Below are 19,907 nucleotides of genomic sequence, written 5' to 3'. Positions count from 1 at the left end.
GACACCGACATTTCGAACGCAAGGAGCAGCCGATGGCTACTGTAAAAGTCGATACATCCAATTTTCAGCAGGAAGTGCTGAACGCCGCCGAGCCGGTGGTTGTCGATTTCTGGGCTGAATGGTGCGGCCCGTGCAAGATGATCGCGCCGAGCCTCGAGGAAATCTCCAACGAGCTCGCCGGCAAGGTCAAGGTCGTGAAGCTGAACATCGACGAGAACCCGGAACTGGCCGCGCAGTACGGCGTGCGCTCGATCCCGACGCTTGCCATGTTCAAGGCTGGTGAAGTTGCCGACATCAAGGTTGGTGCTGCGCCGAAGACGGCCCTGACGTCCTGGATTTCGACTGCGGCCGCTTAAGGCCACCTTCTCGAACCGACTTCAAAGCCCGGCTTGCCGGGCTTTTTTCTTGCCTTGAATGTTGCGCGTGGATGGTCCTGCAAAGATCGCTGCGATCCTTGTCGCAGCAGCCGATCACTTCGGCGGCGTGCCGTTGTCGGCAAGCACGTCGCCGACGAGATAGAGCGAACCGCCGATCAGGATGCGTGGCGGCACAGGGTCTTCGTCGACAAGATTGGCAATGATCGTCAGCGCCTCGGCCACCGATGAAACGGCGGACGCCTCGAAGCCGACAGAGGCGGCATCCTGCGCCAGCGCCACCGGATCGAGCCCGGCATCCGAAGCCCGGATCGGCACGGTAAAGACCTGCTCGGCAAGATCGACGAAGGCTCGGAAATAGCCGAGCGGATCCTTGGTGTTGATCATACCGATGATCAGGAATAGCGGCCGGGATTCGCGCTCCTCGAAATTCGCCATCGCTTCGGCGATCACCTGCCCGGCACCGGGATTGTGGCCGCCATCGACCCAAATCTCCGCATCCTGCGGGCCGTAATGGCCAAGCTTACCGCCGCCCAGGCGCTGAAGGCGCCCCGGCCACTCGACCCCGGCAACGCCCCGCTCGATCGCGGCATCCGGCACATCGAAACCGGCCGCTCGCACGGCACGAATGGCTGCAGCCGCATTGGCATATTGATGCCGACCCGGCAGCTTCGGCAGCGGCAGGTCGGACAGACCACGCTCGTCCTGATAGACAAGGCGGCCGAATTCCTCATGCGCCAGGAAATCCTGACCGTAGACGGACATCGGGCAGCCGAGGCGCTCGGCGGTCGAGGTCAGGACGTCGCGAACGCCTTCTTCTTCCTGCTGGCCGATGACGACAGGGCAGCCACGCTTCATGATGCCGGCTTTTTCCGCCGCGATCAGCTCGACCCGATCGCCGAGATAGGCCTGGTGATCGAGCGAGATCGGCATGATCACCGAGACGGCCGGATTGGTTATGACATTGGTCGCGTCGAAGCGGCCACCGAGACCGACCTCGATGATCGCGACGTCGGCCGGATGTTCGGCAAAAAGCACGAAGGTGACGGCAGTCAGGATTTCAAAGACGGTGATCTTCTCGCCGCCATTGGCTTCCGCCACGCGTCGAACCGCATCGGCCAGAACCGGATCGCTGACGAGCTTGCCCTTGCCACCCTTGACCCCGAGCCGGTAGCGCTCGTGCCAGTTGACTAGGTGCGGAGAGGTATGGACGTGGACGCTCAAGCCCGCGGCCTCGAGCAGCGCCCGCGAAAACGCGGTGACGGAGCCCTTGCCGTTGGTGCCCGCCACGTGAATGATCGGCGGCAGGCGGTCCTGCGGATTGCCGAGCGCGGCCAGAAGCCGGGTTATCCTGTCCAACGACAGGTCGAAGCCTTTCGGATGCAAGGCAAGGAGTTTTTCGATCTCGTAGCCTGCTTCGCTGGCTTCCACCGCTGTCATCTCGCCCTGCCCCGATAGGATCGTATGCTATGCGCTTGCCGCTACTGGCAAGGCCACTGGGTCTGCACCGCCGCCGTTGAGCTTTACCGCATCGGCCGGCTTCTTCATCAGGATCTTCAGCACGCGTGCCAGCGTCGACGGGATGTCGTGGCGCTTTACGACCATGTCGATCATGCCGTGTTCCAGCAGGTATTCGGCTGTCTGGAAGCCTTCGGGCAGCTTCTCGCGCAGCGTCTGCTCGATCACGCGCTTGCCGGCAAAGCCGATTTCGGCGCCGGGCTCGGCGATCTGAATATCCCCGAGCATGGCGTAGGAGGCAGTAACACCGCCGGTGGTCGGGTTGGTCAACACGACGATATAGGGAAGACCGGCTTCCTTGAGCATGTTGACGGCAACAGTGGTACGCGGCAACTGCATCAGCGACAGGATGCCTTCCTGCATGCGGGCGCCACCGGAGGCCGGGAAGATGACCAGCGGGCACTTCTCCGCGATCGCCTTTTCGAAGGCCTTCACGATCGCTTCGCCTGCGGCCATGCCGAGCGAACCGCCGATGAAGTTGAACTCATGTACCACGCCGACAAGCTTGACGCCCTGGACGCGGCCGAGACCGGCGACGATCGTGTCTTCCAGTTCGGTCTTGGCGCGGCTGTCACGAAGACGGTCGGCGTATTTCTTGGAATCGCGGAACTTCAGCGGATCCTGCGCCACCTTTGGCTGCGGCAGGGCCTCGTAGATGCCACCGTCGAACAGATCCTTCAACCGTGCCTTGGCCGGCATCTTCATGTGGAAGCCGGATTGCGGGATGACCCATTTGTTTTCCTCGAGATCGCGGTGATACACCATCTCGCCGGTTTCCGGGCACTTGATCCAGAGATTCTCCGCCACTTCCCTGCGGCCCAGCATCGAATTGATTTTCGGCCGAACGTAGTTTGTGATCCAGTTCACTTAATAGTCTCCTGAAGATTTTCTTCGGGTTGTGCGCGCTAATATAGGCAATTATTCGGCTGCTGCGAGCCGTGCGGATCGCACGCCTGCCGACAGGCCCCTTACAAGCGCTTCGACACCCGGTACCGTCGCGTCCGTTGCCTTACCCTCTTCGGTCAGGCTCGACGCGATCTGATTGACAATCGCCGTACCGACGACGACGCCATCGGCAGATGCACCGATAGCTCTTGCATGTTCCGCCGTCTTGACGCCGAAACCGACGCAAACAGGCAGTTTCGTATGGGTCTTGATACGGTCTACGGCACCGGCGATCAATGACGGGTCCGGCAAGGCCGACCCGGTGATGCCGTTCATCGAGACGTAGTACACGAAGCCCGAGGTATTTTCGAGCACCTTCGGCAGACGGCGGTCATCCGTCGTCGGCGTCGCCAGGCGAATGAAATTGATGCCCTTCTCAAGCGCCGGGATGCAGAGCTCGTCATCCATTTCCGGTGGGAGATCGACGACGATCAACCCATCGATACCAGCGTCCACGGCGTCCGTCAGGAAGCGATCGACACCGTAGATGTAGATCGGATTGTAGTAGCCCATCAGCACGATCGGCGTGCGCTGGTCTTCCTCGCGGAAACGGCGGGCGATCTCGATCGTCTTAGCCAGCGTCTGGCCGGCCTTCAGCGAACGCTGGCCGGCAAGCTGGATCGCCGGTCCGTCGGCCATCGGGTCCGAGAACGGCATGCCGAGTTCGATGACATCGGCACCGGCCTTCGGCAGCGCCTTCATGATGGAGACGGAGGTTTCGAAATCGGGGTCGCCGCCCATGAAATAGGTGACGAGGACCGGACGTCCTTCCGACGCCACATCGGCGAACTTTCTGTCCATGCGTGCGGTCATGATCGTTACAGCCCCATACCCAGAATCTTGCCGACGGTGAAAATGTCCTTGTCGCCGCGACCGGAGAGATTCATCAGGATGATCTCGTCCTTGCCCATCGTCGGCGCGCGCTTGATGACCTCGGCGAGCGCGTGCGACGGCTCCAGTGCCGGGATGATGCCTTCAAGACGGGTCAGCATCTGGAAGGCTTCCAATGCCTCGTGGTCCATGATCGGCACATATTCGACGCGACCGACATCGTTGAGCCAGGAGTGTTCCGGACCGATGCCGGGATAGTCGAGGCCTGCCGAAATTGAATGGCCTTCCTTGATCTGGCCGTCGCCGTCCTGCAGCAGGTAGGTACGGTTGCCGTGCAGTACGCCCGGCGAGCCGGCGGTGATCGACGCGCAATGCTCGTCGCCATCGAGCCCCTTGCCCCCAGCCTCGACGCCGACGATCTTCACGCCTTCATCGTCGAGAAACGAATGGAAGATACCGATCGCGTTGGAACCGCCGCCGACGGCAGCAACGACGAGATCGGGAAGCCGGCCTTCGGCTTCAAGCATCTGCGCCTTCGCCTCCTGGCCGATGACGGCTTGAAAGTCGCGGACCATCTCCGGATAGGGATGCGGACCGGCAGCTGTGCCGATCAGATAATAGGTGTTGTCGACATTGGTGACCCAGTCACGCAGCGCTTCGTTCATGGCGTCCTTGAGCGTACCGTTGCCAGCTGTGACCGGCTTCACCTCGGCGCCGAGAAGCTTCATGCGGAAGACGTTCGGCGCCTGGCGCTCGACGTCGGTCGCGCCCATGTAGACGACGCAAGGCAGGCCGAAGCGGGCGGCGACGGTCGCAGACGCCACGCCGTGCTGGCCGGCACCGGTTTCGGCGATGATGCGTGTCTTGCCCATGCGCTTGGCCAGCAGGATCTGGCCGATGCAATTGTTGATCTTGTGCGAACCAGTATGGTTCAGCTCCTCGCGCTTGAAGTAGATCTTGGCGCCGCCAAGTTCTTCCGTCAGCCGCTCGGCGAAATAAAGCGGGCTCGGACGACCGATGTAGTGGGCGCCGAGATTGTCGAGTTCGGCCTTGAACGCCGGATCGTTCTTGGCCTTGTCCCACTCGGCCTGCAGGTCGAGGATCAGGGGCATCAGGGTTTCCGCAACGAAGCGGCCACCGAAAATGCCGAAACGGCCGTCTTCGTCAGGTCCCGCCCGGAAGGAATTCAGTTTTGGCGCCTCGTTCACGTCTTGCTCCCTGACCGTGCCGTAATCGCCTCCGCGTGGCGAACGGCATCGAAAAACGATTCCATGAGCTTCAGATCCTTGACGCCCGGCGCGCTCTCGACGCCGGAGGACGTATCGATGGCACGGGCGCGCGTCTGCGCTAGGGCTTCACCGATGTTATTCACGTTCAAACCACCGGAAAGCATGTAATCGACGCTGCCGTCAAGCGCATCGAGCAGCGTCCAGTCGAAGGAAACACCGTTGCCGCCGGGCAATTCCGATCCTGCCGGAGGCTTGGCATCAAAGAGAAACCGATCGGCGATGCCGATATAGGGCTCGACCTTTTTCAGATCGTCGGCGTCGCGGATCGACAAGGCTTTCATCACCGGAAGGCCATAGACCGCCTTGACGGTGAGCACCCGGTCGGGCGTTTCGCTGCCATGAAGCTGCAAAATGTTGGGATTGAGCGCTGCGACGATCTCGTCGAGATCGTCATTGTCGGCATCGACGGTGACAGCGACGATCTTGGCCTTGCCGCGGATCCTGTCCGCCAGACGGCCGGCGTCATCGGGTTCGAGGTTGCGCGGGCTCTTGGCAAAAAAGATGAAGCCCGTGTGCGATGCGCCGAGCGCAACCGCGCGATCCACCGCTTCCGCGGTCTTCAGGCCGCATATCTTCACTTCGGTTTTCATGAGAAGCGACCTTGCATGAAATGTCGCTGGAGTCGAGCCAAAAACCACCCTGCGCACCGTCGTCCAGAGGGTGCGGCATTGCGGTCTCGGCCTGCGCTCACCATATGCATTCTATCACAACGGAGAGACGAATGCGTCTGCTGCTTGCCCTCATTCTGCCCTGGCTTCAGTTCTTCACCATCGGCCGTCCCTTTGCCGGCATCATCTGCCTTGTCCTGCAGTTGACCCTGATCGGCTGGGTACCGGCAGCGATCTGGTCCGTCTACGCACTCAGCCAATACAAGACGGACGAGAAGATCCAGGCAGCGCTTGCCGGCCGCAGTCGCGGCTGATCTCAAAGAGCAGTCTAGTTGAAATCGATGGCGTGCAGCATCGTGCCGTTGCGCCTCAGCCAGCGCTTGGCATCGTTTGTGTCGGGGCAAAGCTTCTCGCAAAGCGCCCAGAAATCGGGCCCGTGGTTCATTTCCTGAAGATGCGCCACTTCGTGCGCGGCGAGATAGGCGATGACCTTCGGCGGCGCCATGACGATGCGCCATGAAAAACTCAAAGCCCCATCGGCCGAACAGGATCCCCAGCGGCTGCGCGTATCCTTCAGGCTCAGCGATTTGGGCCGCCGGCCGATCCGCCCGGCATAGACCGCGACCAGGCGATCAAGATCGTGCCGCGCTTCCTTCTTCAGAAAATCGACGATACGGCGGCGCAGATGTTCCTCGCCGCCGCTGACGTGCAGTATCGCCTCGTCACCGTCGATCACTGCTTCAGTCAACCCTCTGATTTTTCCTGTTCTTTCGATCCGATGGGCGATGCCGCGGATCAGGATCGAACCACCCTCTTCCAGCTGGCTTTCGCCGGAGAACCGCGCCAGCTTGGTCATCAGCCAGCCCTGATGGCGAGTGAGGAAGGCGTTCACCTCACGATCGGCAAGCCCCTGCGGGATCGTCAACTTCAGCGCGCGGCCACCGGGCTCAATGCGCAGCGTCATGCGGGTGGCGCGCGAATTCTGCCTTATGGTCAGCGGAAGCATCTTGCCCGCGACTTCGATTTCTCGGGTCGTGTCGACAGGAACTGGAGGGGTGCGCCGCCGCGTAAAAGAAGGGAACATGACGGCTTTCTATCCGATTCGCGGCCTTTTCGGCTAATGCATAATTCCCTAAAGCGCGCCGCGATCCAGGGAATTGCCGGTGTTGCTGATCGACATGAGACGGCGCCATTTGCGCGTTTGAAGCGACAGGTGGCGCCTTATGCCGATCGCGACATCCGGCGTTTCATGTGAAACACCGGATGTCTTTTTCATCACTCAGTTTGCCTCAAACGGGGCAACAGGACCGGAGCCGCCGTTACGGCGGTCGCGCATGAAGCGGTCGAACTCGTCCTGGTCCTTGGCGCGGCGAAGCTCGCGCACGTAGGAATCGAATTCTTCGCGCATTTCATCGAGCTTGCGGCGCTCTTCGTCGAGGCGGGCAAGTTCGGCTTCACGCCAGTCATCAAAGGCAACGTTGCCGGTGCGATGCGGCTGCGTCCAGTTGGCGCGATTGCCGCGCTTGAAGGCTGAGCACATGCTGTCGACCGTGCCGTTGGCGTCTTTCTTGAACGTTTTCAGTTTCTCGCCGAAGAGGATGTAGGCGAGCATGGCCAGGCCGAGCGGCCAGAAAACCACGAAACCGAGCACCATCAATGCAATGGTCGCAGGCGTCCAATCCGGACGGATCAAAGCAGATTGGTTCATCTTCAGGATTCCTCGCAATCAACCGGACCACCCATTGCAGCCCGGTGAAAACGATGTGGGAAGGCGCGCTATCGACTACAAGACGCCCTTCCCCGGAATCGGACAAGCCCTTGACACTACGCGGTCAAAAGCCCTGATTTTCACAAATCAGGCGGTTTTTCCGCCCTTGATCACCTGCTTTACCGGGTTGGTATGCCGGGCATGCTCGCGCTGGAAGGCGACGATGCGCGGTGCGATCTCACGACGGAAACGCGAGCCGTTGAACACACCGTAGTGCCCGACATCAGGCTGCATATAGTGCATGCGCATATGCTCGGGGATGTTGGTGCAGATCGTCTGCGCCGCCTTCGTCTGGCCGAGACCCGAAATATCGTCGTTCTCGCCTTCGACCGTCAAGAGCGCGACCTTCTTGATCGCCGTGGTATCGACGCGTCGGCCGCGATGCATCATCTCGCCCTTCGGCAGCGCATGCTGCATGAAGACGACCTGAACGGTCTGAAGGTAGAACTCAGCCGTCAGATCCATCACGGCAAGATATTCGTCGTAGAAATCGCGGTGTTTCTCGGCGGCATCGCCATCGTTCTTCACCAGGTGGGCAAAGAACTCCTTGTGGGCGATCAGGTGACGGTCGAGGTTCATCGACATGAAACCCGAGAGCTGCAGGAAGCCGGGATAGACCATACGCATGAAGCCCGGCTGCGGCCACGGCACCGGCATGACGACATTGTCGCGGAACCACTCGATCGGCCGCTCTTCGGCCAGCTTGTTGACGGCCGTCGGGTTGATGCGCGTATCGATCGGCCCGCCCATCAGCGTCATCGAGGCCGGTGACAGCGGATCGCCAGCCGCCTCCATCACTGCGACCGCTGCGAGCACCGGGACCGCCGGCTGACAGACCCCGATCACGTGCGTGTCAGGCCCAAGGAAGTGCAGCATCTGTATGACGTAGTCGATGTAATCATCGAGATCGAAATTGCCCTCGCTCAAGGGCACCATGCGCGCGTCGATCCAGTCGGTGATGTAGATATCGGAATGCGGCAGCAGGGCTTCGACGGTTCCGCGCAGCAGTGTCGCATAGTGGCCCGACATCGGCGCAACGATCAGCACTTTCGGATCGGCAGCCCTGCCCTTGGGCAGCGCCCGTTCGAAATGGATCAGGTTGCAGAACGGCTCGCGCCAGACGATGCGCTCGTGAACGCCGACGGGCTGTCCGTCGATCAGCGTTTCGGGAAGGCCGAATTCCGGCTTGCCGTAGCGACGCGTCGTTCGTTCGAAGACCTCGAGGCCAGCGGCTGTCGCGCGGCCGAAATAGGTGTGCGAGATCGGGTTCATCGGATTGCTGAAAGCAAGCCGCATGGCATCCGCCGCCGTCCGCCACGGCGCCATCATCGCATGGTTCAATTCGTAGAGCTGGTAGAACATAGGAAGCGTACCCCTTGGTTCAATCAACGACAACGCCGCTCCCAGTCGGACGCAAGCTTGCGATTGTTTGTCTTGGTGTCCGCAATCCTTGCAAGACTACCATGTTTCTTGTGCACTGCAACAAGTATACCCGTTTCACCTCGATACAAGCGACTTCTGCGAGAATGCGCCCGGATTGCTGATATTTAACAAACGGACTTGCCCGGAGCTGGCCGAAACCGTCCGTTTTCTTCAGAAATTCGCGTTTTTGGGCACGGGCAGACGCTTTTTTCTGAAGCGCCCCACGGCCGCCAGGCCCCAATCCGATCTTCCGCATTGCAGCAGGACCGGGGCGTCACGCCGCCGCGATCCGGACAATCGCCTTGACCAGGCCGGATTTCTCGTTTGCCCAGCGCGGCAAATCTTCAACCACCGCGTCCATCGTCGTTCGATGGGTAATCAGCGCCTCCACCGGCACCAGCCCTTGCCTGATCGCATTGACCACATGGTCGAAATCCTCGCGTGTGGCGTTGCGGCTGCCGATCAGCGTCATCTCCCGCTTGTGAAATTCCGGATCGGAGAAGCGGATCTCGTCCTTGACGACGCTGACGAACACCAGCGTTCCCCCATGCGCCACATGGCCGAAGGCAGCTTCCATCGAGCCGGCGTGGCCGGTGGCATCGAAGACGACGTCGTATCCGTCGCCATCCGTGGCTTCGGCGATGCGGCGGCCGGCTGCTTCGTCAGCGACGAGGCCGCCGCCGAAACCGAGTCGGTCGGTCGCGAAAGCCAACCTTTCAGTGCTGGTATCCATCAGCGTGACGACGTGGCCGGCGATGCGCGAGAAAATGGCCGTTCCAAGCCCGATCGGCCCGGCACCGATGACCAGGGCGCGCGCACCGGCCGGTGCGGCAGCCCGGCGCACAGCGTGGGCGCCGATGGCGAGAAACTCCACCGTCGCGGCCGCTTCCGGCGTGAGGTCGATGGCCGGATAAAGATTGCCTTCGGGCACGAGGATTTCCTCGCAGAAGGCGCCGTCCGTGTGGACACCGAGCACCTTGATCGCCGTGCAGCAGTTCGGCTTTCCACGGCGGCAGGCGACACACAGGCCGCAGGAGAGATAGGGATTGACCACGACAGGCGTGCCTGGCGCGATCACCGTTCCCGGTCCGTTAGCAAGCACGGTGGCGGAGATCTCGTGGCCCATGACGCGCGGATATTCCAGGAACGGGTGCTTGCCGGCGAAGATGTGATAGTCGGTGCCGCAGATGCCGACATGGCTGACGGCGACGCTGATCCAACCCGCGGGTGGGGCCGGCACCGGCGCACGGTCAACGATCTCCAGGCGACCGGGTTGCGGGCAAAGGACGGCTTTCATGGCATTTTCCGTATGTTGTTGGGAGCCGGGCGCCTAACGGGCGCCGCGCCGCCTGAGCTGGTCAAAATAGACGATCACGATGATCAGCACGCCGGTGATGATGCGCTGCCAGAACGAATTGACGTTGAGCAGGTTGGCACCGTTGTTGATCGTGGCGAGGATGAAGGCGCCGAGCAGCGGGCCATGCACCGAGCCGACCGCGCCGAAGAGACTGGTGCCGCCGATGACCGAGGAGGCAATCGCCTGCAGTTCCCAGCCTTCGGCCTGGGTGGCGTTGCCGATGCCGATGCGAGAGGCGAGGAGCAGGCCGACGAAGGCGGCGCAGGTCGAAGACAGAATGTAGGCGAGATAGATGGTGCGATGCACGTTGACACCGGAAAGCCGCGCCGCCTCGCTGTTGGAGCCGACGGCAAAGAGGTAGCGGCCGAAGCGGCTCAGGTGCAGGAAGACATAGGCCGGGATCGCCACCACGATCACCATCCAGAACAGGCTTGGCACGCCGAGAAAATCGGCGCGGGAAAAATTGGTGAAGGCCTCGTTGGTAATCGAGATCGTCGAGCCGTTCGTGATCAAGAGCCCGATGCCGCGCAGCGACGTCAGCGTTGCGAGCGTGATGATGAACGGCGGCAGCCCCATGCGAACGATGCCGAAGGCATGGAAAGCGCCGATCAAGACGCCGAAGGCGAGCGTCAGGATGATGGCGATCCAGAGCGGCACGCCGGCGGCAAGCAGCCAGGCGACGATGACGCTGGTGAAGCCGACAACGGCACCGACGGACAGATCGATGCCGGCAGTGATGATAACGAAGGTCTGGCCGACGGCGAGGATCGCCGTCATCGCACCCTGGCGCAAGAGGTTGCTGATGTTGTTCGGCGTCCAGAAACTGTTGGTGGCAAGGCCCAGGAGCAGCCAGAGGAAAAGCAGGAGCCCGAGAAGCGTCAGGCCGAACAGAATGCTCACGCCTTTCCGCGGCGCCGGACCCGTTCCGCTTTCGACCGTTTCAGCACTCATCGTCGTTCTCCCTGCTTGCCCTTGATTTTCATTGTCGAAATCAGACGCCGATTGCCTGCGTCAGCACTTCCTCATGGCTCGCCGCGCGATAATCGTGGCTGGCGACCAGCCGCCCACGCCGAAACACGTGAAGGCGATCGGAGAGTTCGTAGACCTCCGGCAGATAGGAGGAGATCAGGATGATCCCTGCGCCGTTCTCCAGAAGCCGGGCGAACAGCCGGTAGATTTCCGCCTTGGTGCCGACATCGACGCCGACCGTCGGTTCGTCGAAGATGAACAGCTTGGCGCCGTGGCTCAGCCACTTGCCGATGACGATCTTCTGCTGATTGCCGCCGGACATCGCGGACGCCAGCACGCGACGCGACGGCGTCTTGATCTTCAGATCCTTGATCTGTCGGTCGGCATTCTCGATTTCCTTCTGACGGTTGATGGTCAGACCGCGGGTCAATCGACTGAAGATCGGCAGATTGATATTGAGGCCGATCGGCAGGTTGAGGCAAAGGCCCTGATCGCGCCGGCTTTCGGGCGCCAGCGCGATGCCGAGGTCCATCGCCTTGCGTTCATTGGCGATATTGACCTTGCGTCCCTGCCAGTAGACCTCGCCTGCAGTCGCCGCATGGCGGCCGTAGAGGCCAAGGGCAAACTCGCTTCGTCCGGCACCGATCAAGCCGTAGAGGCCGACGATCTCCCCGGCACGAACAGTGAGCGACACATCCTCGAAGCCGGGGCCGCTCAAGCCCCGGGTTTCGAGGATCGTTTCACCGGCTTGAAAATGTTCCTTGTGATAGATCTGCTCGATCGTGCGGTTGATCATCAGGGTGATCAATTCGGCGTCGTTGGTCTCGCCGATCTTTCGTGTGCCGACATGGGTGCCGTCGCGCAGCACCGAGACCCGATCGGCCAGCTCGAAGACTTCCTCCATGCGATGGCTGATATAGACGATCGTCACCCCCTCGCCCTGTAGCCGGCGAATGAGCCGGAAGAGCTGGGCGGATTCCTGGCGGGTCAGATAGGCGGTCGGCTCGTCGAAGATCAAAAACTGGGTGCCGCGCATGGCGGCGCGGGCGGTCGCGACGAGCTGTTGCTGGCCAATCGTCAGGCTGCCGAGCGTTGCGGCCGCCGGCAGGTTGAAGCCGAGATCATCAAGCACGCTCTGGGCCGCCTCGGTCATGGCACGCTTGCGCATCAGGCCGGCGCTGTTGATCTCGTCGCCGAGGAACATGTTGGCAGCCACGCTCAAATGCGGGCAAAGCACGACCTCCTGATGCACGGCGTTGATGCCGCGCGCGATCGCCTCCTGCGGGTTGTCGAGCTGAACCGGCTTGCCGCACCAGTAGATTTCGCCCGAGGTGCGGCGGATGACACCCGTCAAAAGCTTGATCAGCGTCGACTTGCCGGCGCCGTTTTCGCCGACGATGGCATGAACTTCTCCGGACAGGAATGTGATTGAGGCGGGTTTCAATGCTTCGACAGCGCCGTACTTCTTCTGCAGCGCTCGCATTTCCAGGATCGGTTCGCCCTTCGGCACCGGGTGGCGGGCAGCCGTCCTCAAACCGTCGCTCTTGATATCGCTGACCTCGTCAAGACCTGGCATCTCAGCACTCCTCCCCATCGTGCGGACTGCCAGCGGCCGGTCCTCGTATCCGACCGCTGGCACCCGTATTCTCGGCGGCAGGCGACGCTCGCGCGCTTGCCGCCGATTGCCGTCAATTGACCTTCGGGTTGAGCAGAGCGTCGATCTTCGGCTCAGCCATGTTCGCCTTGGTCACCAGATTGGCGCCGGTATCGACATTGGCCTCGACCTTCTCCTTCTTCGAGACCGCAAGCGCTGTCTTCACGCCATCATAGCCCATGCGATAGGGATCCTGGACGACGAGGCCAGCCAAAACGCCTTCCTTGAGGAAGCCGACGGTCTTCTCGTCGCTGTCGAAGCCGATGACCTTGATCTTGTCGCCGAGCTTGTTTTCGGCGATCGCCTGGCCAACGCCCTGCGCCATGATCAGGTTGGAGGCAAAGACGCCGACAAGGTTCGGGTTGGCGGTGATCAGGTCGGTCATCATGTTGAGGCCAGTGGTTGCCTGACCATCGGCATATTTGTCGGCAACGACCTTGAAGCCCGGATATTTCGTCTTGACCTGGTCGAGGAAGCCTTCGCGGCGCTGGTCAAGCGAACCGACGCCCGGCAGGCTGGTGATAATGGCGATATCGCCCTCTTCCTTGCCCGACATTTCCTTGATCGCTGCAGCCAGACCATCGGCTGCGATCCTGCCACCCTGGACATTGTCGGTCGTCAGGAACGAGGAGAAGGCCTTGGAATCGGCGCCGGAGTCGATGCCGATGATCGGAACCGCTTTAGCGGCCTCGTCGATCGGTTTGCCCAGAGCCTTGAATTCCGTCGGCGAGATCACGACGGCAGCCGGGGAACCGGCAACGGCGTTTTCGAGAATGCTGATCTGACCGTTGATATCGGATTCGGACTGTGCGCCGAGTTCGGGAACGTTGACGCCGAGATCCTTGCCGGCTGCACGCGCACCAGCCAGCACGATCTGCCAGTAGAACGACGTGGTGTCCTTGACGATGATCGGAATGGTGACATCCTGCGCGAAGGATGCGGCCGGCGCCATGGTGGCGATCATCGCAGCTCCGGCGAGAGCGGTGAAGGCACGACGGGAAAGAATGTGCTTGGTTATGCTCATTGGGTTTCTCCTCTCAGTGCACCTCGTTCCATCTTATGGAGATCGATCTGCCAGGTGCTTGCAGTTCGATCTTTTATCGATAAAAAACATATCGAAACGCTAATACAACACTGTCCGCTTTGCAAGCAGTCGTTGCTGCGATTTGCGTGACTGTGCTGCCTCCTCCGGCGTTGCGTTTCGATATGCGGCGTCTGGGAACCCTACCCGCGAAGATCGCTGATCCGGCTCCCGAAGCGTCAGGCCCGGACAGCCTCCAGTCCAAGCGCCGGCGCCACAAGCGTGTAGGGCTCAAAGGCCGAGAAACCGTCCGTAGACAGTCTGTGCCTCAGCGCATCCATGTTGCGCCGCAAGCTCTCCGGTTTCGCTGTCCCGAGCAGGACCGAGGCAACCACCGGATTGTCGAGCGGGAACTGCATGGCGGCAGCGGCAAGCGGTACACCCCACTCCCGGGCGATCCGCTCCATCGCGCCGACCTTCTCAAGGACCTCGCTGTTGGCCGGCATATAGTCGAAATGCGCGCCATCGACGGGGCCGGTCGCAAGGATGCCCGAATTGAACACGCCGCCGACGATAAGCGACGTCTTCTTCTTTTCGCAGAGCGGCAGAAGCTCGGCGACGGCGGACCGGTCGAGCAGCGTATAGCGGCCAGCAAGCAGGATGCAGTCGATATCGGCATGCCGCATCACCTCGAGGCAAACCGGGACCTCGTTGACCCCCAGACCGTAGGCGGCGATGACGCCAGCAGCCTTCAGTTCTTCCAATGCCTTCACGCCCGAATCCAGCAATTGCTTCAGGTAGACGGCGTTGCGGGCGGCGCCATGGGTGTAGACGCCGATATCGTGCACATAGAGGATATCGATGCGATTGAGACCGAGGCGCGCATAGCTGAATTCGACCGAACGCATGATGGCATCGTAGCTGTAGTCGTACGCTACGTCGAAGTTCAGCGGCTTGACGTAGGAATAGTCCGGCACCGTGCCCTCAGGCACAGGGTGGAGCAGCCGCCCGACCTTGGTTGACAGCACAAACTCGTCACGCGGCTTGTCGCGCAGGAAGTCTCCGACCCGACGCTCGGCAAGCCCGAGGCCGTAGTACGGCGCAACGTCGAAGTAGCGCAAGCCGGCGGCCCAGGCGGCATCAAGCGTTGCCATCGCCGCGTCGCGCGTGCACTCCCGATAGAGCCCGCCAAGGCCGGCGGCGCCAAAACTGTATTCGGTCACCGACAGGTCGGTGCGACCGATCTTTCTCGTCTGCATTCCCTTGTCTCCTCCCCCAAGGATGCGCGAAATCACATCGTCAGAGTGTCGCCCCGAGATGCCAGGGCACGAATTCGTTGTCGCCGTAACCGAAGAGTTCGCTCTTGGTCTTCTTTCCTGACGCGGTATCGATGATCAGATCGAAGATCTCGCGGCCGAGACCGGCGATCGTCGCCTCCCCGGAGGCGATCACGCCACAATCGATGTCCATGTCTTCTTCCATCGACTGAAACAGCGCGGTGTTGCTGGTCAGCTTGATCGACGGTGCCGGCCTGCAGCCGAAACAGCTGCCGCGGCCAGTGGTAAAGGCAATCACATTGGCGCCGCCGGCAACCTGGCCGGTCGCCGATACCGGGTCGTAGCCGGGTGTATCCATAAAGACGAGGCCGTGTTCGGTGACGCGCTCGGCGTAGCCGTAGACCGCATTGAGCGGCGAACGGCCGCCCTTGGCCACAGCCCCCAGCGACTTCTCCAGAATGGTCGTCAGACCACCGCGCTTGTTGCCCGGCGAAGGATTGTTGTCGAGCGAGGCGCCGTGCAGCGCCACATAGTTTTCCCACCAGGCGATCAGACCATCGAGCTTGGCGGCAACCGCGTCGTTAGCGGCCCGGCTGCGCAGCAGATGTTCGGCACCGTAGATTTCCGAGGTCTCGGACAGGATGGCGGTGCCGCCGGCGGCCGCCAGGATATCCACCGCCGCCCCCAGAGCCGGGTTGGCGGTGATGCCGGACAGGCCATCAGAGCCGCCGCATTGCAGACCGACGATGATCTCGCTCACCGGAATGGCAACACGATGCTGCCGGCCGACTTCCTCGGCAATTTCGTCGAGCATGCCGAGCGCCCGCTCGACCGAACGCCGCGAGCCGCCAGCCTCCTGGATATTGAAATGGCGCTTTTCCTGCCCTGCCCCGCTTTGCCCGTAGAGCGTCAGCTGATTGACCTCGCAGCCCAGCCCGACCATCAGAACGCCACCGAAATTCACATGCCTTGCGTAGCCCGCCAACGTCCTGTGCAGGTTCATCATGCCGTCGCCGGTCGAAGACATGCCGCAGCCCTGGTCATGGACGATGGGGACGAAGCCGTCGATGCCTTCGTATTTCGGCAAGATGCGCCTGTTGGCCTCCTCGGCGATCGCGCGACAGACCGTGGTGGAACAGTTCACGCTGGCAATGATGCCGATATAGTTGCGCGTCGCCGCCCGTCCGTCGCCGCGTCGGTAGCCCATGAAAGTGCGCGCCCTGTCGGTAGCGCTCGCCTCTTCCGGCGCGCCTTGCGGGCTGATCGCCAGCCGATCCTGATCGAAGGAGAGGTTGTGGGAATGCACATGCTCGCCGGCTTTTATGTCGCTGGTCGCGCGTCCGATCGCCTGGGCATATTTGACCACGGGATCGCCCGCATGAATCGGCCGGATCGCAACCTTGTGGCCCGGATCGATCTTCGTCGCCGTGCGGACGCCGCCCGGCAGAACTTCACCGGGTGCGATCGTAAGCGTTGCCACGACCACATTGTCCTCGGGCGCCAGAAGGATTGAAGACGGCACAGACACCCTGAATTTCTCCGTGAAAATTGCTGCGATTTCGAGAAGGGCTTATTTGTCTTTTATCCACAATAGACAGATTGCCGTCAATGGGTATTATGCGGCGATACAAGTGCAGCGGTACGACGTGCGCCCGCGAGCACAGCGACCACAGGGGAGAAACGTCATGATTTTCGTGCGACAGACGAAGACAAGTGCGTTGCGGCAGGCTAGATCGGCGGCCGACGAAGGCTGATCGCATCAGCGCTCCGTCGCCCGCGAAACCTCAACCGCCCGGACCCTGGTAATGGCAAAGCAGAACACTGTCTTCAAGGATGCCTATAACCGCTGCTTGAAAGTGCTGGCGGAAACATCCTCCCTGCCTTCCGAACCGGAGCTGGGACAGGTGCTCGGCGTCAGCCGGACGACGGTGCGGGCCATTCTCGGCCGCTTCGAAGAGGCGAAGTTGATCACCTGGGACAAGCGCAAGAAGATCGTGCTGCGCCAACCGCGGCCTGACGATTACTTCCCGACGGAAGAAACGGATTCACTCGCCGAGATCATCGAGCGCAGCTTCATGCGCCGGATTCTGGCCGGCGGCGCCGAGCCGGGCATGCAGATCAACGAGCTGGAACTGGCGCGCGAAATCGGTACCGGCACCACCAGCGTGCGGGAATTCCTGATCCGCTTCAGCCGGTTCGGGCTGATCGAGAAGCGACCGAACAGCCACTGGATCCTCAAGGGCTTTACCCGCGAATTTGCGCTGGAACTGACCGAGGTCCGCGAGATGTTCGAGCTTCGCTCGGCTGCAAGCTTCGTGGCGCTGCCGGACAGCCATTCGGCCTGGCAGGAGTTGAGCAGGATCGAAGCGCTGCACCACGAGATCCTCGCGGACATCGACAACCGCTACAAGGAATTCTCCGAGCTCGACGAGCGCTTCCATCTGCTCGTGCACAAATCGTCGAGCAATCGTTTCATCGTCGATTTCTACGACATCATCTCGATCGTGTTCCACTACCACTACCAATGGAACAAGACCAACGCGCGGCAGCGAAACGCGCGGGCGCTGGAAGAACATCTTGCCTATATCGAAGCGCTGCGGTCGCACGATGCCAAACGCGCCGAGGAAGCCTGCAGGCGTCATCTGCGCTCGGCGCGCGAGACGCTGCTGCAATCCATTCCATAGCCAGCTACCGGAACGCCATGATGAAGACACCGTTTGTGCAGTTTGGGACGAGCCGTTTTCTCCAGGCCCATGCCGATCTCTTCATCAGCGAAGCGCTCCATCGGCAGGCGGCACCCGGACACATCACAGTCGTCCAGACCACAGGTTCAGCCGAGCGAGCAGGACGTCTTGCGGCATTGACGCAGCCTGGCGGATATCCGGTGGTGATCCGAGGGCTTGTCGACGGCGAACCGGTCGACAAGGTCGAGCGGGTCACGAGCGTCACCCGCGCGCTGTCGACCGACGGCAACTGGGATGCAGTTCGTGATGTCGTGGCGGCCGAGGCCGAGTTTCTGATCTCGAACACCGGCGATACTGGATACGACACATCAGACGACGACCTTTCGGCGCCCGTGCCGAGGTCTTTTCCCGGTAAACTGCTGCTGCTTCTGAAAGCGCGTTTCGACGCCGGCGGCCAGCCGCTCACTGTCCTTCCCTGCGAACTGGTGTCGCGCAACGGCGATGTGCTGAAAGCGATCGTGCTGGAGCTCGCGCTTGAGCGGCTTGACGACACTCGTCTCTCGGACTGGCTGGCGAACGAGGTCATCTGGGCCAATACGCTGGTCGACCGCATCGTCTCCGAACCGATCGAGCCGGCCGGCGCCGTGGCCGAGCCTTACGCCCTATGGGCGATCGAGAAACAGCCCGGGCTGAAGGCGCCCTGCGCGCACGCATGCGTGCTGCTGGTCGACGACCTGACACCCTATGAAAAGCTCAAGCTGCATATCCTCAACCTCGGCCATACGGTGCTTGCGGATATATGGATCAGGGGGCGGCGCGATCCCGGCGAAACGGTCCGGCAGATCCTTGGCCATGCCGATATCGCCAGGCGGCTCGACGATATCTACGACCGGGAAGTGGTTCCTGCCTTCGCCGCCAAGGGCCTTGGGCAACAGGCCAGCGCCTATGTCGAAACCACGCTCGACCGCTTCCGAAATCCGTTCCTCGATCATCGGCTCGCCGATATCGCCAACCATCACTCTGAAAAGATCGTGAGGAGGATTGCCGGACTCCGCCACTGGAGCCCGGGCGTTTCGATGCCGATGCTAACCACGATCTGCGATCAGTAGCCGGATTCCATCTTGTTGGCCTTCGGGCTTTCTTCGCCGGTAAACTCCTGTCGCAGCGCCTGGGTCGCCCGAACCAGCGACGTGACATCGGTCCCGATCGCCATGAAATCGGCGCCGAGATCGCGGTAGTCGCGGGCCTGTGCGAGATCGAGCGTCATGATACCCCTTGCCTTTCCGGCCTTTTCGATGCGCGCGAAGGCGTCGATGATCGCCGCGCGCACTTCCGGGTGCCCCGGGCTGCCGAGATAGCCCATGTCGGCGGCCAGATCCGATGGGCCGATGAACAGGCCATCGACGCCTTCAAGGGCGGCAATCTCGTCGATCGCCGCAAGACCCGCGCGGCTCTCGATCTGCAGCAGAAGGCAGATCTGCTCGTTTGCGGTGTGGAGATAGTCGGTAATCCGGCCGAACTCGGACGCACGCGCCAGTGCCGCACCGACGCCGCGAATGCCATGCGGCGGATAACGCGTCGCGCGAACCAGCTCTTTCGCCTGCTCGACGCTTTCGACCATCGGAATGAGCAGCGTCTGCACACCGACATCGAGGATCTGCTTGATCATCGCGGTATCGCCAACCGGAAGACGGACGATCGGGTGGCTGGCGGATGCGACAACGGCCCGGAACTGCGCCGAGAGCAGCGGCAGATCGTTGGGCGCGTGCTCGCCGTCGATCAACAGCCAGTCGTAGCCGCTGCCGGAGACGACCTCAGCCGCATAGGGGCTTGCCAGCGCGACCCAGAGCCCGAGCTGAAAGCGCTGTTCGCGAAGGGCTGCCTTGAAGGGGTTGCCTGGTGCCGGCATCGCGTCATCTCCTCTTTTCACGACTGCAACTTCTCTAGCGGCAAACAAAAAAACCGGCCAGAACTTTCCAGCCGGTTTCGCGATCTGATTGTTTCACGCTGCAAATGCGTCAGGCGATACCGCCGAGGCAGACATATTTGATCTCGGTGAATTCCTCGATGCCGTATCTGGAGCCTTCGCGGCCGAGGCCGGAGAGCTTGACGCCGCCGAACGGTGCTTCCGCGGTCGAAATCAACCCGGTGTTGACCCCGACCATGCCGTATTCCAGCGCCTCGGCAACC

General features: G+C 61.6%; 21 protein-coding genes. 4 read left to right on the top strand and 17 right to left on the bottom strand.

From position 1 onward, the window contains the following. The first annotated feature begins 32 nt into the window (after positions 1 to 32). A complete protein-coding gene (gene trxA / locus AC1Q80_RS30025) occupies positions 33 to 356 on the top strand; it encodes a thioredoxin (RefSeq protein WP_025425335.1) in 324 nt (107 codons plus the stop codon). Between the two features lie 114 nt (positions 357 to 470). On the opposite strand, the gene AC1Q80_RS30020 is transcribed toward trxA, so the two are convergent. The 5 genes from AC1Q80_RS30020 to AC1Q80_RS30000 are packed head-to-tail and all read right to left on the bottom strand — an operon-like array spanning position 471 to position 5,547. Next, positions 471 to 1,814, bottom strand: a complete 1,344-nt coding sequence (locus AC1Q80_RS30020) for a bifunctional folylpolyglutamate synthase/dihydrofolate synthase (protein WP_173418489.1) — start codon at positions 1,812 to 1,814, stop codon at positions 471 to 473. A gap of 27 nt (positions 1,815 to 1,841) precedes the next feature. Then, positions 1,842 to 2,759 (bottom strand): acetyl-CoA carboxylase, carboxyltransferase subunit beta, encoded by a 918-nt coding sequence (accD, locus tag AC1Q80_RS30015; protein ID WP_492362852.1) that lies wholly within the window; start codon positions 2,757 to 2,759, stop codon positions 1,842 to 1,844. Between the two features lie 51 nt (positions 2,760 to 2,810). Next, complete coding sequence (gene trpA / locus AC1Q80_RS30010) at positions 2,811 to 3,650, bottom strand: tryptophan synthase subunit alpha (RefSeq protein WP_492362851.1); 840 nt, start codon at positions 3,648 to 3,650, stop codon at positions 2,811 to 2,813. A gap of 5 nt (positions 3,651 to 3,655) precedes the next feature. Then, positions 3,656 to 4,876, bottom strand: coding sequence for a tryptophan synthase subunit beta (gene trpB / locus AC1Q80_RS30005; protein ID WP_112810491.1), 1,221 nt, complete (start codon positions 4,874 to 4,876; stop codon positions 3,656 to 3,658). Next, positions 4,873 to 5,547: a phosphoribosylanthranilate isomerase gene (locus AC1Q80_RS30000; RefSeq protein ID WP_492362850.1), complete on the bottom strand. Its 675-nt coding sequence runs from the start codon at positions 5,545 to 5,547 to the stop codon at positions 4,873 to 4,875. The genes trpB and AC1Q80_RS30000 overlap by 4 nt, the downstream gene beginning before the upstream one ends. A gap of 131 nt (positions 5,548 to 5,678) precedes the next feature. On the opposite strand from AC1Q80_RS30000, the gene AC1Q80_RS29995 reads away from it, so the two are divergent. Continuing rightward, entirely contained in the window at positions 5,679 to 5,879 is a 201-nt protein-coding gene (locus tag AC1Q80_RS29995) for a YqaE/Pmp3 family membrane protein (protein ID WP_173418484.1), read from the top strand. Between the two features lie 14 nt (positions 5,880 to 5,893). On the opposite strand, the gene AC1Q80_RS29990 is transcribed toward AC1Q80_RS29995, so the two are convergent. The 10 genes from AC1Q80_RS29990 to AC1Q80_RS29945 all read right to left on the bottom strand — a co-directional run bounded on the left by AC1Q80_RS29990 (position 5,894) and on the right by AC1Q80_RS29945 (position 16,561). After that, the gene (locus AC1Q80_RS29990) at positions 5,894 to 6,649 is read right to left on the bottom strand and encodes a M48 family metallopeptidase (protein ID WP_492362849.1); all 756 of its coding nucleotides are present in this window, start codon (positions 6,647 to 6,649) and stop codon (positions 5,894 to 5,896) included. A 48-nt stretch (positions 6,650 to 6,697) separates the two neighbouring features. Continuing rightward, entirely contained in the window at positions 6,698 to 6,841 is a 144-nt protein-coding gene (locus tag AC1Q80_RS29985) for a hypothetical protein (protein ID WP_492362848.1), read from the bottom strand. Positions 6,842 to 6,844: 3 nt separating this feature from the next. Further along, the gene (locus AC1Q80_RS29980; RefSeq protein WP_492362847.1) at positions 6,845 to 7,273 is read right to left on the bottom strand and encodes a DUF2852 domain-containing protein; all 429 of its coding nucleotides are present in this window, start codon (positions 7,271 to 7,273) and stop codon (positions 6,845 to 6,847) included. A 147-nt stretch (positions 7,274 to 7,420) separates the two neighbouring features. After that, complete coding sequence (gene phaZ / locus AC1Q80_RS29975; protein WP_173418481.1) at positions 7,421 to 8,695, bottom strand: polyhydroxyalkanoate depolymerase; 1,275 nt, start codon at positions 8,693 to 8,695, stop codon at positions 7,421 to 7,423. Between the two features lie 334 nt (positions 8,696 to 9,029). Next, positions 9,030 to 10,052 carry a zinc-binding alcohol dehydrogenase family protein gene (locus AC1Q80_RS29970; protein WP_492362846.1) on the bottom strand — a complete coding sequence of 341 codons (1,023 nt, stop codon included), beginning with the start codon at positions 10,050 to 10,052 and terminating at the stop codon, positions 9,030 to 9,032. A 33-nt stretch (positions 10,053 to 10,085) separates the two neighbouring features. Next, positions 10,086 to 11,063, bottom strand: a complete 978-nt coding sequence (locus AC1Q80_RS29965) for an ABC transporter permease (RefSeq protein WP_173418479.1) — start codon at positions 11,061 to 11,063, stop codon at positions 10,086 to 10,088. Positions 11,064 to 11,103: 40 nt separating this feature from the next. Continuing rightward, on the bottom strand, positions 11,104 to 12,657 hold the full coding sequence (locus AC1Q80_RS29960) for a sugar ABC transporter ATP-binding protein (protein WP_492362845.1): 1,554 nt from the start codon (positions 12,655 to 12,657) through the stop codon (positions 11,104 to 11,106). Between the two features lie 112 nt (positions 12,658 to 12,769). Continuing rightward, the gene (locus AC1Q80_RS29955) at positions 12,770 to 13,759 is read right to left on the bottom strand and encodes an ABC transporter substrate-binding protein (protein ID WP_492362844.1); all 990 of its coding nucleotides are present in this window, start codon (positions 13,757 to 13,759) and stop codon (positions 12,770 to 12,772) included. Between the two features lie 236 nt (positions 13,760 to 13,995). Next, positions 13,996 to 15,015, bottom strand: a complete 1,020-nt coding sequence (locus tag AC1Q80_RS29950; RefSeq protein ID WP_492362843.1) for an aldo/keto reductase — start codon at positions 15,013 to 15,015, stop codon at positions 13,996 to 13,998. 40 nt (positions 15,016 to 15,055) lie between these two features. Beyond that, on the bottom strand, positions 15,056 to 16,561 hold the full coding sequence (locus AC1Q80_RS29945) for a UxaA family hydrolase (protein WP_492362842.1): 1,506 nt from the start codon (positions 16,559 to 16,561) through the stop codon (positions 15,056 to 15,058). A 277-nt stretch (positions 16,562 to 16,838) separates the two neighbouring features. On the opposite strand from AC1Q80_RS29945, the gene AC1Q80_RS29940 reads away from it, so the two are divergent. Continuing rightward, positions 16,839 to 17,717: a GntR family transcriptional regulator gene (locus AC1Q80_RS29940; RefSeq protein ID WP_173418474.1), complete on the top strand. Its 879-nt coding sequence runs from the start codon at positions 16,839 to 16,841 to the stop codon at positions 17,715 to 17,717. A gap of 17 nt (positions 17,718 to 17,734) precedes the next feature. After that, positions 17,735 to 18,826 carry a mannitol dehydrogenase family protein gene (locus tag AC1Q80_RS29935; RefSeq protein WP_492362841.1) on the top strand — a complete coding sequence of 364 codons (1,092 nt, stop codon included), beginning with the start codon at positions 17,735 to 17,737 and terminating at the stop codon, positions 18,824 to 18,826. Here AC1Q80_RS29935 and hpaI read toward each other — a convergent pair. Both hpaI and AC1Q80_RS29925 read right to left on the bottom strand, forming a co-directional pair. After that, complete coding sequence (gene hpaI, locus AC1Q80_RS29930) at positions 18,820 to 19,626, bottom strand: 4-hydroxy-2-oxoheptanedioate aldolase (protein WP_492362840.1); 807 nt, start codon at positions 19,624 to 19,626, stop codon at positions 18,820 to 18,822. The genes AC1Q80_RS29935 and hpaI overlap by 7 nt on opposite strands. Before the next feature lie 109 nt (positions 19,627 to 19,735). Further along, positions 19,736 to 19,907: aldehyde dehydrogenase family protein (locus tag AC1Q80_RS29925; RefSeq protein ID WP_492362873.1), on the bottom strand; the 172-nt coding region annotated here is incomplete at its 5' end.

This window comes from Ensifer sp. GW823-FHT05D09 (genome assembly GCF_058795755.1).
The sequence above is the reverse complement of the archived record's forward strand: the minus strand, read 5'-3'. Positions and strand labels throughout refer to the sequence as shown.